At 40.4% G+C, this 16421-nt stretch carries 14 protein-coding genes; all 14 read right to left on the bottom strand.

The genetic code is table 11. The annotated features are described in order from the left end of the window. Position 1 precedes the first annotated feature (1 nt). The 14 genes from C9J35_RS11545 to C9J35_RS11480 all read right to left on the bottom strand — a co-directional run bounded on the left by C9J35_RS11545 (position 2) and on the right by C9J35_RS11480 (position 16415). On the bottom strand, positions 2–1642 hold the full coding sequence (locus C9J35_RS11545) for a DNA/RNA non-specific endonuclease (protein ID WP_107924618.1): 1641 nt from the start codon (positions 1640–1642) through the stop codon (positions 2–4). Next, the gene (locus C9J35_RS11540) at positions 1642–3180 is read right to left on the bottom strand and encodes a contractile injection system protein, VgrG/Pvc8 family (protein WP_107924617.1); all 1539 of its coding nucleotides are present in this window, start codon (positions 3178–3180) and stop codon (positions 1642–1644) included. The genes C9J35_RS11545 and C9J35_RS11540 overlap by 1 nt, the downstream gene beginning before the upstream one ends. Before the next feature lie 33 nt (positions 3181–3213). Then, positions 3214–3621 carry a DUF4280 domain-containing protein gene (locus C9J35_RS11535; protein WP_010859790.1) on the bottom strand — a complete coding sequence of 136 codons (408 nt, stop codon included), beginning with the start codon at positions 3619–3621 and terminating at the stop codon, positions 3214–3216. A 206-nt stretch (positions 3622–3827) separates the two neighbouring features. Beyond that, a complete protein-coding gene (locus tag C9J35_RS11530) occupies positions 3828–4493 on the bottom strand; it encodes a hypothetical protein (protein WP_107924616.1) in 666 nt (221 codons plus the stop codon). 24 nt (positions 4494–4517) lie between these two features. Next, a complete protein-coding gene (locus C9J35_RS11525) occupies positions 4518–5087 on the bottom strand; it encodes a serine protease (protein WP_107924615.1) in 570 nt (189 codons plus the stop codon). 26 nt (positions 5088–5113) lie between these two features. Further along, positions 5114–6244, bottom strand: coding sequence for a pentapeptide repeat-containing protein (locus C9J35_RS11520; protein WP_107924614.1), 1131 nt, complete (start codon positions 6242–6244; stop codon positions 5114–5116). A gap of 47 nt (positions 6245–6291) precedes the next feature. Further along, a complete protein-coding gene (locus C9J35_RS11515) occupies positions 6292–7716 on the bottom strand; it encodes a hypothetical protein (protein WP_107924613.1) in 1425 nt (474 codons plus the stop codon). Then, positions 7716–8393, bottom strand: coding sequence for a hypothetical protein (locus C9J35_RS11510; protein WP_235616281.1), 678 nt, complete (start codon positions 8391–8393; stop codon positions 7716–7718). The genes C9J35_RS11515 and C9J35_RS11510 overlap by 1 nt, the downstream gene beginning before the upstream one ends. 52 nt (positions 8394–8445) lie before the next feature. After that, positions 8446–9219 carry a DNA and RNA helicase gene (locus tag C9J35_RS11505; protein WP_107924612.1) on the bottom strand — a complete coding sequence of 258 codons (774 nt, stop codon included), beginning with the start codon at positions 9217–9219 and terminating at the stop codon, positions 8446–8448. Positions 9220–9251: 32 nt separating this feature from the next. Continuing rightward, positions 9252–11897, bottom strand: a complete 2646-nt coding sequence (locus tag C9J35_RS11500) for an acetate and sugar kinases/Hsc70/actin family protein (RefSeq protein ID WP_107924611.1) — start codon at positions 11895–11897, stop codon at positions 9252–9254. A gap of 22 nt (positions 11898–11919) precedes the next feature. Further along, positions 11920–12615, bottom strand: a complete 696-nt coding sequence (locus tag C9J35_RS11495; protein ID WP_107924610.1) for an iron-dependent peroxidase — start codon at positions 12613–12615, stop codon at positions 11920–11922. Next, the gene (locus C9J35_RS11490; RefSeq protein WP_327323396.1) at positions 12606–13883 is read right to left on the bottom strand and encodes a normocyte-binding protein; all 1278 of its coding nucleotides are present in this window, start codon (positions 13881–13883) and stop codon (positions 12606–12608) included. Before C9J35_RS11490 ends, C9J35_RS11495 begins: the two co-directional genes overlap by 10 nt. A 1-nt stretch (position 13884) precedes the next feature. Next, positions 13885–15522: a PP2C family protein-serine/threonine phosphatase gene (locus tag C9J35_RS11485; protein WP_235616280.1), complete on the bottom strand. Its 1638-nt coding sequence runs from the start codon at positions 15520–15522 to the stop codon at positions 13885–13887. 50 nt (positions 15523–15572) lie between these two features. Further along, entirely contained in the window at positions 15573–16415 is an 843-nt protein-coding gene (locus tag C9J35_RS11480) for a PP2C family protein-serine/threonine phosphatase (protein ID WP_107924609.1), read from the bottom strand. Positions 16416–16421 lie beyond the last annotated feature (6 nt).

Raw genomic sequence — 16421 nt, 5'->3', positions numbered from 1 at the left:
ATTAACCTCCCGATTGATTTAATATTCTTTTAGAAACTGCTCTTTTGTTGCCTATTTGATAATTGACTTTGAATGAATCTGGTCTCATTGAATTACCCGAATAGATCGGTTCAATTTGTACAGTAACTTTTTTCGGAGGTGTTTCTTTCAATGCATTTGCCCATTCAGTCTCCATATTGAACCATTCACCGCCAGAACGGTTAATCTGGCTATTTTGTGGAACTAGGTTATCAATATCCTTTGGCCCTTTAAACTGTGCTCCTATTAAGTGTCCACCGTCGTCATCAGGTAATCTGTCTTTTCCTCCCACTGTCCTCTGCGCGTATGGATTTCGATCTGCTGTACCTAGTGTAAGCGTTCCCTCACATTCGGTAATACGTCCATTGCTATCCGTACGATAAGTATAACCATCTGGTGATTTGTATTCTACATTTGGTTTTAAAACTTTTTTTCTACCATTCTTTGTGAAATGATCACCATACATTACCTCTTCATGAGCTGATGTTTTAGTTATGTCACCCTTAGTCTCTACACTCTTTGTAGGCGGCATTGAATTATTCTTTGGAGTTGGACGTGGTGTTGATCCCGATTCGCCTACTGCCTTCGGAAAACTAATTACTTGCGCTTCACTTTTACTTGCTGCTTTTGGTGTCGGTATCTTCGCAATGGATTTAGGCGTTGTTTCCATACCTACAGCCTTTGGTAGACTATTTACCTGAGAATTGCTCTTTGGTGGTTCTTTATACGCCACTTTCGGTTGAACCGTATCTTTTGGATTCGGTTTTTTCGGCGGTGTTGTCGATACTTTTGTACCACCCGTTGGATTTGTTTTTTTCGGTAATGCTGCTGCCGCTGCCTTATTTCCACTTGTTGGATTTGACTTTGGTGGTGGTGTTGCCGCCTTCTTGCTACTTGTTGGATTCGACTTTGGTGATGGAGTTGCTGCCTTCTTGCTACTTGTTGGATTCGGCTTTGCTGGCGGTTTTGCTGGCACTTTAGTCGGGACTCCTTTTTTCCCAGTCTTAGCAATACCGTTGACTGCTGCTCCTCCAATTTTTGCTGCGTGCTTCGCACCTTTGACCACTGGTCCACCTATGATGCCCGCTGCTGCTACTGCTCGTTCCCATGGCGCTAATTTCTGTCCAGTGAATGGGTCTTTTCCGACAATTGCTTCGTAGGCTGATTTGACATTGCCAACAATAGGGATAAAATCAACAGCGGTTGATATTGCTTGTTTGATATCAACCGACTTAACTGCTGTTGCCACTTTCTTCGCTGTCTGCTTAACCGCCTTTGTAGCCGCTTTTGCTGCACTTTTCGCTTTACTTGCAACCTTTTTCGTTGCAAGTACTACTTTCTTGGCAGCCCGCTTAAACTTCTTCACCATTTTACTTTTAGATAGATTATTTTTAAGCTTCCTGGCTTTTGTAAATACTTTCCCAATCTTTTTCTTGAGCTTTTTCTTTAGTTTTTTCTTGGCCTTTTTTATAGCTTTTTTCAGTTTCTTTTTCGTATTTTTGATTTTCTTTTTTACAGACTTGGCGGCGTTCTTGACTTTGCCGACAGCTGGGATACTCCCAAGAAAACTGCCTATCGATCCGAAGAAGCCCTTGCCTTTCCCACCTTTGCCTTTCTTCGCCATTACGCACCACCCCCTGCGAGGGGAATCATGCCCATGACGTCGAGAGCGGATTCAAGGTCGTCTCCGTTACCCTCTTCGGATGCACTTGATGCAGGGACAGGTGCCTTGATGGAGCCCTCCATTTCAACAACCTGTCCCTGCATATCGGTAATGCCATCGAGCACGATACTGCTGGAGCCACAGGTTAAGCGCATGGATTCTGTGGCGCTAATGGCGATGGTTTTACTCGCAAAGGTGATATTGTCATTGGCCTTGAGTGTAAGCGGATGGTTACTATGCACCTCAATTCCACTGTCCTGGTTTAACTGCAGGAAAACGGCGCCTTCCTTGGCAGTAAAGGTCACAGATTGTGGGTCGAGTTTCATGTCTTTGCCTTTTGGTGTACCCCAATAAGCCGTTTTGGGGTCGGCTATTTTAGGGTTGGCATCGCCGCCTTTGCGAACACTGTGGCGGACAACCGCTGTTTCCTCTCGGTGATTCGGGAAGGCCAGATGGACGCTATCGCCGATTTCCGGTGGACTGTAAAAACCGCTATGCCCCTCGGCTGTATACGGCGCAGCCAGTGAAAACCATGTGGCTTCTTCCTTCATTTGCGCCTCATCAATCGCTAGATGCAGTCGCACTTGATCCTTCTTTACCTCTAAGACGGTCCCTTCAATCGCTGTGCCTGGAAGCGAGGGAATGCTGAGTCGCCCTTGGCGAATGCCTGCCTCCGACAGCAAATGGTATTCATAACTAAGCACACCTCGTTGCATGCGGGCAATGGACTTTGCCACGACTAGCTCCTTGTTTTGGATCAGGACACGGTCACCGAGTGCTAATGTCTTTTTCGATTCAATTATATACGATACCGTATCTCGCTCCTCCATCGGTCGTTCGATGTCATTGTGTAGCGTATGTAAATAGATGGAGCGGTCCTTAGCGATGGTATAGCTAGTAGCAGACAGCTGTTCTAGTTGTCCTTCCGGCAGACCAAACCAAAGCTTAGGCGTATCGGCATCTACTGCGGGTACCAGGACCGTGCGAAAATGAGAGGCCATACGCTGTAAGAACTGCCAGTCTGTCTCCTTATATTGTAATATAAACTGCTTGATAGGAGTAGCCTTTGACGCCGTATCTATGACGTCCGCTCCGGGATGAGCAGCGAGCACTTGCTCAAGCATTTTACTATACGTCAGCTTATCGTGCTGGAAGGAACGCGCATTTCGTTTACAATCTAACGTGAATGTTGACGACACAGCTTCAAGTTCGATTTGATAGACGCCTCTTACCATACGCACCGCCACTTCGGTTACTTGTCCTTTAAAAAGTGGGCGCACGCGCTGGCCATTGTTCTTTTGGTAGAGCTCTATACGATCTGCACTACTAGCAAGCTGCAGACAGCTATCTTTCTTTTCCTCGGGGATGATTCCCGTAATGGATAACCTTGCATGGTCATTAACGGTTTGTATCAGGCTGATATCATGCAACGTCTGGACTTCATAGGGGGATACGAGATCGAGTTCTCCGTACCCAATCACTTCCTCATACGTCTTCACATGAATTCCCTTCTTTCCGCAGGGGATGACGGCTTATTCTTGACCATCATCTTCTACTTTAATGGTCCCGCAATAGAGGCACATATTGATAGATTGATTGATGAGCGCGGGGGATTTCTCAATCAACTGATCTGCTTTGCCATTAATCCATGGCATCGTGATAACAGGTGTGCAGGGCATTGGTGTCAGGACACCGTTATTCGCTGCTGTAGCTGCTGCGACCGTTGGATTGGATAATGTTTGGCATAAACCAAAGGGTTGAATATTGACACCCGGTTTAAAATCCATCGTATTCATCTGTGCCTTGTTCTTCACGTAAACGCCGTGGCTTACGGGCATCTGTAAACTACTTGTTTGATCTCCCTGAGAGCATGATAATTTGGCGCCTGCTACTACATAACTGCGCTGCTCGTCGCCCTTTGTTTGCATTTCGTCTGCCATCGAGAACCTTCCTTTCTATATGAATCGTGCATTCGCGTCCGTTTGAAGTGTTTCTTTACTTGCTTAACAAACAGAACTCAAACGTGTGGAGTGAATGCCTAGACGTTGATTAGAAAATTTATAGTGCCTTGTATCAGAACATAAGGATTTCTTCTTTTTTCTCTTGTCCTTCCTCAAACAACTCTGTATAAATAACTTTTTTCTTACTATCCTCTAGCTGACCAATTGAAATTTGTAAGACCTGTTTTGTATTTTCTCCACCCATACGATAGGAGTGACCGTTCCATCTGCCTGTAATTTTTCTGCGTATCAGAAGCTACGATTTCCTCTACATATGTTAAGTCACCTAGATCGCTTGTTAGCGTGTTGCCATCCGCACTAATTGTCAGCTCTTTAACAATGGAAGCTGTAGGATTTTGTACTGTTGTCTGTTCATCAGCTGTTGTAATGGTAATGTCGCTTTCGCCAACTTTTCCAAGCTTGAAGTACTGTTCCACTTCAAGTAAAAACTTGTATTCTTCTTCTGTAATGCCTAGTTTTTCATGGTAGGGAAGAATCTCTCCTTCAGCTAGTCCAGCCAATACTTCTGAAAACCATTCTTCATTTTGCGCAAGAGACGCCTGCATAGTTTCTGTGATTTTTTCCATCTTTTCATTTAAATCTGCAGGTAGACCGATTGCCATAACATCCGCTTTGTATGACCCTTCTGCAAAAATTTTAGCTAGATTCGCTTTGCTATTATCTACTTTTTCTTTAGCTGCGCTTTCCTGTCCAGCTACTTGTTCTTTTTTCTCACCTTTTTCAGCTTCATCTGAGCCACAGCCTGCTAGTACTAATGCTGCGAACATAACTGAAATCCATTTGCTTTTCATGATTACTTCTCTCCAAATCTAGTTTTATGAAATACTGCAATCTGTTCCGCTAAACGTCTCGTTCCATGTTCCCTCAGTTTGCACCTTTAGCAAGCGAATGCCTCGAAAAGCTCGTCGCAGTATGCTTTCTGCGAGCTCGATGTTAACAATGAGATAATCCTCTTTAATGCCGACAATTTTAAAGATGGTATACGGAGCAGCCAACGCCTCATCGATAACCAATTTTTTCAAAGTTCCATCTAGGTGGAACTCTGTTTGAGCTGAAAGACAAGCCACTTGTGGTGGAATGATGAGCCAATATAACACCTGTTTTAACTTGGCCTGTTCCATTAAAATTACCGGTTTGCACGGTAGTCGAGGTTCGTATTTTTCGACTAATTGTTTAACAGGGTCTGCTAATAGAGCAATAGGCTTTGCGATAAAATCGATATAGTCATTGTCATTCTTATTTAACACAGGGAATTGACGATCAATGTCCTCCAATTCCTCCATTCTTTCCACTGTTAATAATTCTTTTTTGATGACTTGGGCTATACCAATTGGTTCTACAGCATTCGAGATACGATCATCCTGGGATAGAATAAAATAGTTCATCTTCTATAGGCTCCTTTTTACAACATCTACTTCCAAATGACATTTGCGGCTTGAAACGGATCAAGCTTCAGATGCTCCCGTGCTTCCTGCGAGAATATAGCCTGCTCTAAATTCGCACCTGCAAAATCAGTATTTTTTAGCTTCGCCCCGATAAAACAAGCCCCTCGTAAATTAGCCAACTCGAAGTTCGCTCCTTCTAGATTGGCTTCCGTAAAGCGTACCGGAAGATAGCCGGGCATTTCCCACTTCTCTCGATTAGCAAGACCGCCTGCCCCTTGCACTTGTTGGAAATTCGCCCCCTGTAGCTGACTATGGCTGAAATCCGCTTCATGGATGGCGCTAAAGCTCAAATCTGCTGCCACCAGCTGACTAGCATATAAGTTAGCGCCAATCAGCAGACTACCTCGCATGTGGCTATGCGATAAATTGGTTTTTTTGAAAAATGCATAGCGTACATCGAGGCTTTCATAGTTGCCTGCGGATAAATCTAAATTGTTAAAGACCTCATACGGATATTCGTCCTCTAGTTTTTGGGCGAGCCAAGCCTTAATTTCTTCCGTATCTTTCTTGGAGAAATCATCACTATAAACAACTTCATTTATATCCATATACTCGCCGATACGAATTTCTACAGTTTCAGCTCTTTCAAGTGCTATGTATTGTGGGCATCTAATGATGTCAGGCAGTGCATACCTTGCAAGGCTAATGACATACTGATGAAAAAGAGTGGCTTCCTGTAACTTGATGCGCTCTATCTCTGCCAGTGTAATCGCGCCCATGAATGTTTTGCTGTACATAGTTAGCTCTGCTATGAATTGCTCTAAAAAACGAAATGCCCAGTTTGCATCATAGCTCGCTAAAATAGGGTGGAGGTCAAAAAACCATTCTTCATCCGTGCCCTCCACTAGATAACGATGCTGCCCCTCTAGAAGCTCTGTTCGTAGCATGGAAAAAGTGATATGTCCGATTGGCCCCTTTTGTTGCTGGGATTGTTGTTGTTGCAACTGTAGACAAATGTTTTGAAAAGATTTTTGAAAGTCTTCTGCAAGCTCATCTTTAGAAGCTTGAAAAAAATCTTCTAATGCCAATAAATACTTCAATCGTCTTTTTTCTACTTCGGTTTCATAAAAATGCTGTAAAATTTCCTGTGCTTGCATATACGTCTCCTGCTTTCTTTTTGGTCAGAACGTCTCCTATACGGCTGTTAATTGGCCTTGACTTCTTTGCCGAAAATCTGGACATTGCCATCCATCGTTATTTTACTTTCTTTGCATTTTAATGAAATTTCTTCCTCCGCAGACAAAAGAATTTTCTTACTGGCATTGACAGAAATATCTGCCGCTGAAATAAGTTTAATGTCCTTCTTGCTAAAAATTTCGATGCCGCTTTCTTCATTTAAGCGGATAAAAATATCGCCATCCTGCGCCGTAATGACAATTTCGCTTGGGCTCATCTTAATTTCTTTACCAAAGGCCGTTCGATAGTATTTAGTAGAAGGATCATCGAGCTTATTCGTTGCACTACTATCTAAATTTTTGCGAATCGAGCTACTTGCAAGCCCCTCTTCTTCTTTATGGCTCGGGAAATATACATGGACATAATCATTGATTTCAGGCATACAATACCAGCCGCTATGCCCCTCAGCTGTATAGCCAGTCGAGTACAAGAACCAATGTGCTTTTTCTTTATCTTGTTTGTCATCGATAGTTAGATGGACCTTGATATGATCCTTAGCGACCTCAAGCACTTTACCCTCAATGGACAGACCTGAAATAGCTTGATTAAAGACTTCGCTTTTGTTCATGCCATTTTTTGTTGAAAGGCTATAAATATGTTTTAACAGCCCATTCTTCATAGATGTAATGGCCTCGGCTACATAGAGGGTTTGCTCATTAAACGATACATGATCGCCAATATTGAAAACTTTGTCCGTCTCCACCTCATAGTAAAGAAAATCATTTTCTTCCATACCTTCATTACCGTTCTCTGAATAGAGGAGATAATCTGCTAGTTTTTTTCTTGTTGTAAAGTGATAGTCTGCAAGCTTACCTTTCGCACTACCAGCAGGAACACCGAAATGAAATTTCGGTTTATCGAAGGTCGCCGCAGGTACTAACCCCGTGTTAAAACGAGAGGCAAGTCTTTTTAAAAATTGCCAATCTGTTTCAAGGTATTGCATCGTAAATTTGTCTAATTTACCTCCTTTTGTTGCTTCATCAATAATATCGAGGCCAGGGTAAGCGGGACTCATTAGTTGGAACAAGGATGCGTAGGTCATATCTTTGTGCTGATAGGAGCGACTTTTCGTTTTAATATCAAGTTGATAGCTGTTTGAGGCAGCCTCTACTTCTAGATAGTAAATATCTCGAACTGCGCTCACTTTTATGCTTAAAATTACACCTTTAAATAAAGGAATGGGATTTCCTTGATGATCCAATTGATTGACTGCAATGGCTGCGTTAGCCTCAGTCATTTCAACGTATTTATCTCTTATCTCCTCTGGCACAATACCAGTAAAGTGTAATGTGGCATGCTCATTCATTTTCTTTGTCAGTGTAAGCTCTTGGAGACTAACCAGTTCAAAAGGTAAGACCTGTAAATTGTGATACGCTGTGACGGATACACTCATTACTGTGCCCCTCCATTCATTCCATTAGGAGTAAATTGCAAGGTTTCCATCATCGCCCTTGCGATAGGACGCCAATCCTCAAGATCCTCCTCCATACAATTGAACGTACCAATGAGCGCTTGTCCATCTATAGAAGCAAAGAACATTAAATTAAAAATATCGCCATCTATAGCAGGTGTAATCACTTCGATAAAGCCAATTGTTTTGTCATTAATTTCTATCACATCTGTGTCTAACCATTCCGCTGATGGCTGGGCTTGTTCGAGAACGTCAATCATGTTTTCTTGAAACTCAGCAACCCCTGTTTCTGTTAAAACATGTGGTGTCATGTTGAAGGCTAGATTGATCGTTGTCGATTCATCTGTATAAATAATATTCGGCCTACGTTCCGAAGGGTATTTGAGAGATGCCAATTCAGGTAACATGATGGAAAATAGCTTGGGCATTCGTAACGTAATTTTCCCATTCAATATACGTTGGTCGATAACTGGAACATCTTCACCATCAATATCTACAAAGTCCTGGTAAAGGTCAATTGCTTGTAGCTCATGCTGTTCCTCCTGTTGAGGTTCCGGCTCATTTTCTTGTAAAGCCGCTTCCTTTTGGGCTAATTCATGCTTTTCTTGTTCCCGCATTTCATTTCTAAGTGCAAGTATCTTTTCATCTAAAAATTTCAACCTGTTTCACCTTCCCTTTCTTGAACGTATTATCACTAACAGACTTTCATTATTAGTCCACAATCATGCGCTTTGGGCGTCCTAGAGTCTGTCCTGCCTGACGACTGCCGCCCTTTGCTTCCACTAAAATACGACTTAAATATTTATGAATTTGTACATTTGTATACGCTTGGTCTTCCAACTCTAGTCGATTGCTTACGTAAAAGTCGATGACATCCCGTTGCACACGGTCATGATTTAAACATTCCAGCGCAAATGCTATATCATAGGCATTAGAGGGTCTATTTTTCAAAAGCTCGCGCGCAAAAAATTGTAAAATGATTGGATGACATGTACTTTTTTGTACACCTGCATACTGACAGTGAATAAAATTGACCGTATTATATTCAGTAGCTAAATCATGAAAATCGACATGTTGTGAACGGAGTCGAGCCCCTGGTTTTAATTTAAAGCGACCTAATTCCAGCTCATTTTTAGCCATTTTCACCGAATCATCGAGAACAATTTGCGTTGTGAAAGATGTAAAGTCTAATTCATTTACTTCTTCAGCAAATTTTATTTTCACCATCGTTTCATGCCCTGTTGCATAGTAGGGCAGCTCGTAATCTGAATGGAGTATATAGAGATGATCGTTATACTTGACAATTCCCTGGGTAATAATGAGCGATGTTTCAGCTACAAGGACATTAACCCCAGTGATTATGCCATTTGAATAATCCTTAAAATACAAATCGAGAAAGTCTCTTGGATAATCACGAAGATTTTCAAGCATTTCTCGTTTTAAAATCCTTCCTTTTTGGAAATGCGGATATTGATTGGCAAACACTCTGTCGTTCACCCCTCTCATCTAAATGTGACTTACTTTAATCCATCAAAGAAATCCAGTTCAGACAAATCTGTTTCAAAGGCAAAGAAATCTTTCTTCCCTATAAATAGTTGCTCTTCTCTTCTCGCTACAGGTACTACATGGAAGCCCCAATGATCTTCTCCTGCAAATACAAAGAATTTTACTTCGCCATTAACGATGGAATCCGTCTCATCTTGTGGAATTTTATCTTGATAGTAGGCAGCGATGTTCTCATAAAGAACTGAAACAAAATCTTCTTGTCGATTAAAGTAAATGTATTTATGTGTTGTATGGTTGTCACTGCCGCTGAGGTAAAATTCAACTTCCGTGACACCCCATGGACGTGATATCGTACCGTGAATTTGGTTTAGTCGCTCTAGACTGCTGATGAGCAGCTTTTCCTGACGGTTATGCGTAAAGGCACTAACAGCATAAGGCACTACTGGTGCATGGTTGGTTACATTGGTTTCGATCATGCCAATCTTCTTGGCATTTAAATATCGGAGTGCGCCTCGTAAACAAGCAAGCTTTAACTCCGGTACCTTTCCAACATTTTCAGCCTTTTGCCTAAATTCAATGCTTCGTCCTGGTACAAATTCCTTTAATGCCTCTCGGAAGGCATCGATTCTACAGGATTGACCCGTTAGCTTAATAATCGAATATTCCCCAAGAAGGCCGTTTTCATAAAACTCCTCTAAAAACTCTCTGACGATATCATAAATATCAGCCTTAATAAGGTGATTAATTTCCTTAATATTGAAATAGACATTAGGATAGTCGTAGACATCTTTGAATTGATTGTTTTCGAGAAGTGACAGACACCAGCGATCCACTGCTGTTACGTTTATATCACTATCTTGATGCAGATCATTTTCTGAATAAAAACGACTTCTTAAAATCCCTGTCTTTCGGAAGAATTCCTTCTTCATCTCATCTGCCATTTCCCATAAGAAATAGTAATTATTTCGTACACGCAAGTATTCATCGCGCGTTCGATTTTCATATTCTTTAAAACGAGTAGGGATAATGTGTTCGGCTTCACGAAAGGCCGTTTCGAATTGCTCATAGACTGCTTCCACACCAAAATCATCGACATGTCTATATATATCCTTGCCCGGAATATCGATTAATGTATCGATATCATAGGCACTCTTACCCCGACTATAATAATTCGCAAAAACAATTTTCATAAACTGAAAAATACGGTATGTAATATTATTGCCACCGAAATTGGTATCTCCATTTTCGTAAGTTGTATGAATATCAATTTTATAAGAGATATGTCCATCCTCGATTTGGAACTTACAGGAAGAAAGGTCGGTTGTACCGCCTCCACAATCGATGACCAGTGCTTTGTATTCCTTGCCATCCGTAAAGCTATTATTCTCTATTTGATTCGCGATGGTATTATAGAGCACAGCCATCCCTTCATCGAGTGCATGTTGTGATTCAATTTGATATTCAGGCAAAATAGCATGAAACATATCAAGAAATTGTGTTTTCAGCTTTACGGGACTTGAAATGTGCAAGTGCTTGAATCGACATTTAAATTGATGCTCCGCCATGCGAACAATGTACAGCACAAACTCTCTTAAAATTTGACTTCGTGGAACAAGTGCCGTGTTACCGTTTGCATCCATCACTTCTTCCAGCTTTGCATAGTTACTGACCCAGCGTTTAATGCCCTGAAATTTTGTTGCAAGCGTTGTATAGCTATTTTTTTTCATCACTTTTAACGCTTCGTAGCCAAAATGATAGCTTACTTGATCTGGATTCGAGCAATCTGCTACGGTCATAACGGTCGGCACTACTTCAATCCATTCATTTTGATGAAGTGGGTCTGGGAACGCTACAAAGTTGATGCTATTTAACTGAATTCTTTGGTTTAATAAATCATGACTACATGGCGAGGTAACATAATCACTATCTAAATAAACACCTGCCGTTGTATTCGTCGTTCCAAAATCGATTGCCAGAATGGCATTGGTCGTTTCCAACTGTTTGATTTCCAAATCTGGTAATGGCACTTTATAATAATGAAGATTTGTCGGTGGCAGTGGGTTCTCTTGATAGTAAGACTTGTAAATATACTCTGAATCTTGCTTTCTTAAGAAAATACAGCTGTAGTTTTTATTTTTTGTCTCCCGTATGCCGATTGCTTGCTCAGCTGCAAGATAGTAACGATTCGGATACTGGTCATCTTTTATTAGGTTAAGAATTCCGCAAAGCGCAAACTGTTCATTCACTAACAGTACATTGGACTCCACAAGAAAACCGCCTGTTTCTACAAGATACTGGTCTGGCTTATCGATTTTCATTCCTTGATAAAGGCTCATTTTCGCAGGGATTTTTATCTCACCATTGTCAGAAAGAGGCGTTTTTAAATAGGTTTGCATCGCGGCTTCAACTCGTTCAAAGCCCCCATCTTTGTTCTCTTTAATTAGAAGATTTTCTTCAGCACCTCTGTATCTTAATATGGTCTGAATTAGCTGATCTCTTGTTAGTGTATTAATGAGCCCTGTGACAAGCTTTTCCTTAGAGCAAATATTTCTAAGCTGGAAGGTTGTCATTTCCATTAATTCCACACGTGTAAATGTCATATATTTCTTTTCTGTATAGCGCTTATTTGCATACAGTTTATACGAATATTTATTCATCCTGAATCCTCCTCCGCTCTATTCAGTAAAGGGCTATGCGATCCAGCTTCATTGTTTCCTCTGCACCAATTATGCCAAAGTGATTTTGCCAATAAACCTCCATTTGAAAGTTCACTGGTAGGAAGATTTCTTGAACAAGTCGTACTTTCATCTCGTTAAACGCTGACTTCTTTTGGCCAATATATAGAAGTAGCTCATCTTGTTCCTCCGATTTAACATAAATCATGCAATGTGAAAAAAGCCTTTTCATCGTATCCTTTAACAAGTAAATTTCATCACCTGTTTGATATAGCCTTAAAATATTTAGCACGACCATCTCTTTTTCCTTTTTTGTAAATGCATGCATGTTGTCCCTCACCGTATTGCCAAATACATTTGCGTCGATTTCTCTGAGGATGAATTGTATCGAGAACTCTCGTTTATTCATGCCTTGCATTCGATCGATTTCTGCCAGAAAATGCAGCACAAAATCCAAGAAATACTGCCTTAGCTCTAAATCATTCACGTTATCTGGATGAAATAGGTTTTTAAAGATTTCATAATATCGATAATAGGGATTTACTTCGACCTGTTGTTCTAGCTGTTGTGCATTCAATAATTGTGGGCTAAGTTCCATATAGGGTGAAAAGTCTTTGGCAAGATGAAACTGGATATCCTTTTTCGCAAAGCCCTCGTCCTCGGCTCTAATAAGCAAATCCCAAATATAATTCATAGCCATATACCTTCGCATCTATATTCAAAGAAATGTCTTTGCACTTCCGAAACAAGGAAGCTTAAAATATCATTTGAAATAAAACTTTTTTCCTCTTTAGCTGTAAATTGCAACAGCATGACTTTTTTGTTGCTTTTTTCACCTATTACATCTAATAAGGACGGATCTGTAGAATGACTGAAGCTTGTTCCTTGGAATGATTCCATTATTTCTACATTTGCCAGCTCTATCTTTTCAGCAATTTCAAAGGAATTGACAAGTCTTATGATTTCACCTTTTGTTTTCACATTGGCTAAATATTTACTTGCATACTTGTGCATAAAACGATCCGTTCTGCGATTAGAGACAAGTGGATAATTCAGTTTTCCAATTTTCTCTTCTTCTATTTGCGCTATTTTTAATAATTGCCAAATACCGGATTTGTCCTGTGGTGAAACAATGGTTATTTCATTTTCTAAGCGTTTCACATAACGTACATTTTCCTCTTGTGTATCTACGAGATAGCCATGGTGACTTCCGGTCTTTCGAAGAGAAAGAACATGCTCATAATTCACTTTATCGACGGCTGGGGTGGGGAATCCTACATTCTTCACCGCATGTCTTTCAATATTCCATAGCGGCACCATATCCAGACGTTTTTTATGCTCAAATTCTTGTAAATCCATGGTGAATTCAATAATTTCGGCATCTTCGTTTAAAGGAGGGCTATCGACGAGAACCACATCAAAAAATTTATGGGCATAGGGGTGATTGATGGTTTTCCACGGTAGGCCATTTATTTGAAAAATGGGATATAGCTTGTCTATCTCTTCCAAATAACTTGTATTCTTTTGAAGACTTACCTTTATGTCGACTTGTCCTTGCGTCGTTAAAAGTTTGCCAGCAAAGTAGCGCTGTTGCGTAAGTAACTGCTGGATTTGTCTAGAATCACACTGTAAAAATAATGTGAGCAGGACAAATGTTTCATTTTTCCTAAGCGCTTCAAGCATTTTTCCAATATGAATTTGTTTCTGTTCAAGATCAGATGGAAGCATAGGGAATAAGCAATCATGAATGGGATCGACATCTTCCTTTGAACTGAGTGTTACAAAAATATCGTGCTTATTCTCCAAATCTTCCATTTCGTTGAATATGCGCTCCTCAAGCTTTTTGTTCATTTCATCCTGATAATCGACTAAATTGACAAAGACGCCACTGACAATATCCTTTAGCAGTTGACGTTGCTCTAGATTTTCTATTTTACGTAACCGTTCAAACATGAGCTCTTTTATCACTTTACTTTCCTTCTTTCTCAGTATCTGAATGCTGATCGGCCGCTGTCGCCTCATCCATTGGCGGTTCCGCTCCACTCGCTGCTGTATCAGCTGTTTGTGCTTGAGGAACCGGATTTAACTTGTCATTGGCATTCATGATTTTACGTTCGAGACCTAAAACCTTCGCGAGTAAATCTGTCTCCTGATAGATTTCTTGCGCAAGTGTATAGGATTCGATTGCCTGCAAGTATTGTTGTCGTGCATAGCTTTGATCGCCGTTTTTTTCTAATCCTTCCGCTTTCAATTCCTTCTGTGCCTTCTTCAATTCCGCTATTTTTTCTTCTGTTTCTTCAATCTTTACCTTTATTTGAGGTTCACCAGTAAAGGATATCGCAAGTGCCTTCTTTCGTGCTTTTTGATAGGTTTCTAGTGCGCCATTATAGTCCTCTGCCTCAAATCTAAAATCGCCATCCTTTATGCCCTCAACAATTTGAACAATGGAATCCATATTGGTAATTCTTTGTTCAATAACCTCTTTGCCGAAGCTTTTAATAAGCTTGCCTTCCTTTTTGGCCTTCTCATAATGCGCCATTGCGTCAGTAAATTCCCCTGCCTCAGCTGCCTTATCGCCATTAATAATCAGCTGCGTCACTCTTAACTTTCTAGCTAGTAAATTTCTATGTATAGGATCTTTCAATTTCTTGGCGGCATTTCGGCCTTCGCTATATTCCAGTAAAGCATCCGCATAATTTCCATCCTGAAAATTAACGTTACCGGTCTTTTCATGCTCCTTCATCTCTACTGTCAATTCTGCTAATTTTTTTGCTTGTTTTGCTTGATAAAAGATCGTACTTCCTCCAACAATTAATGCTACGATGAGGGCAGCTACAATCATCTTAATGTATTTCATTTTTTTCTTGTTTGTTTCCTGATAAATCTTATTAGCGAAAATAGATGCTATTGTGTAGTTATTGACGACTTTTTTTTGCCTACTTAAAAGTACTTCCTCCAATAGATCTGTATATTGCTCGGGTTCCTTGGCGCCCTCTAATGCGTCTGCCATCTCAATTTCACTAACTTCTTCCCATAATCCCGATGTGCAAAGTAGCAATACGTCGCCATCCATTAGCTTGATCTTATTCGAAACGAAAGGTTGAAAGCTATTCGGCTTTCCAAGATAATTTAACAGATTCGTTCGTTCATCATGTTGGCTAATATCGAATGAACTGTTCCTGTCATTCACTAGCTCTTGTGCTAGACTTTGATCACTGCTTTTATAGGTCAATAGGCCATTTCGAAAATGATAGAGTCTTGTATTCCCTGCCACTGCACAAATCATTTTGGAATAATCTGATACAACGACGACGATGCTTGCTTTCAGTCTTACTCTTAAGCTTTGCGCTTGTAGTAAGTTTTGCGCATTTTTTATATATTTTTTAATGCTCCTTTTAGACATTGATGGTTTTTCCATAAATTTCTCAAGGATACCCTTTGCCGCTAACTCTGCACTATTGATTTCCTGATCAGCATCTAGTCCTTTTACAGCCACCCAGCAGGCAAAATCGTCTAGCTCTGCATAGGCAAAATAGTCCTTATTCTGCATAAACGAGCCCGCTTCTGATAGAAAGCTTGTTTTGAAATCGCTATTTTCCTTTCTCATGATTATCCTCCTTATTTACTGAGCCAATAATAATCACGCATAAATCAGCATTATGTCCATGTTGTTTCTAGAATGACGATGGTGGCATTGTCTTGATTTTTTAAGCGCTTTTGTTCAACAGCTTTTATCATATTTTGAGCTAAATCATAGGGTGGAGCCTGTTGGGAAAGAATTTTTTCCATTTCAACCTCTGTTAAGGTATCATAGATGCCATCACTAAATAGACATACCTTATCTCCTCTATGAAGCTTAATTGGACTTTTTCCAGTATCTATATTTTTAAATCCTTCATACCCTAAATAATTAATAAGCCTTTTTTTTAATGGATTCTCTTGCACCTCTAGCTGCGAGATTTCCCCAGAGATATAACGCTCTTTTAATACAGATTCAAAAATATGCTTTTGATTAATCGCTATAAATTCTCCGTTTCGAAAGATTGAAATCACACTATCTCCGACGGCTCCCCAATGTAGAAATCCATGTTCATCAATAACTGCAGCCACGAGTGTAGTGCCCCCATTAGAACCATTTAGATTTTGTACAATCATCTGATTACTGGCCATCGCAGTTTCCTTAAAGAAGGATTGGATATTTCCTAGACTAGTAAGCTTCATAAACTCTTGAATAAATGTCGTGACAGCAATCGTACTTGCCATTCGACCGTTAGCCAAACCACTTATCCCATCTGCAAGTACAGCCATTGTTCCAATATTCGTTTCAGCTGTAGAAAAATAATCATCCTGCTCGTCACGTCTACCAACTGTCTGACCATTGCCGATTTCAATCTTTCGCGTTTCAACTTTTTTCACAATAATATTTCTAATGATTAGCAAACCTATGAGTACAATGAGAAATCCAAGTACAACTATGTATGGCAGTAACTTCTGTTCCATTTGTCA

Source organism: Lysinibacillus parviboronicapiens, from assembly GCF_003049575.1.
In the GTDB taxonomy this organism is placed as follows: Bacteria; Bacillota; Bacilli; order Bacillales_A; family Planococcaceae; genus Lysinibacillus; species Lysinibacillus parviboronicapiens.
The sequence above is the reverse complement of the archived record's forward strand: the minus strand, read 5'-3'. Positions and strand labels throughout refer to the sequence as shown.

Coding starts and splice junctions, on each gene's coding strand:
- C9J35_RS11545 (WP_107924618.1), bottom strand. CDS start 1,642: ATGGCGAAGAAAGGCAAAGGTGGGAAAGGCAAGGGCTTCTTCGGATCG.
- C9J35_RS11535 (WP_010859790.1), bottom strand. CDS start 3,621: ATGGCAGACGAAATGCAAACAAAGGGCGACGAGCAGCGCAGTTATGTA.
- C9J35_RS11525 (WP_107924615.1), bottom strand. CDS start 5,087: ATGAACTATTTTATTCTATCCCAGGATGATCGTATCTCGAATGCTGTA.
- C9J35_RS11500 (WP_107924611.1), bottom strand. CDS start 11,897: ATGAATAAATATTCGTATAAACTGTATGCAAATAAGCGCTATACAGAA.
- C9J35_RS11520 (WP_107924614.1), bottom strand. CDS start 6,244: ATGCAAGCACAGGAAATTTTACAGCATTTTTATGAAACCGAAGTAGAA.
- C9J35_RS11515 (WP_107924613.1), bottom strand. CDS start 7,716: ATGAGTGTATCCGTCACAGCGTATCACAATTTACAGGTCTTACCTTTT.
- C9J35_RS11495 (WP_107924610.1), bottom strand. CDS start 12,615: ATGGCTATGAATTATATTTGGGATTTGCTTATTAGAGCCGAGGACGAG.
- C9J35_RS11480 (WP_107924609.1), bottom strand. CDS start 16,415: ATGGAACAGAAGTTACTGCCATACATAGTTGTACTTGGATTTCTCATT.
- C9J35_RS11485 (WP_235616280.1), bottom strand. CDS start 15,522: ATGAGAAAGGAAAATAGCGATTTCAAAACAAGCTTTCTATCAGAAGCG.
- C9J35_RS11530 (WP_107924616.1), bottom strand. CDS start 4,493: ATGAAAAGCAAATGGATTTCAGTTATGTTCGCAGCATTAGTACTAGCA.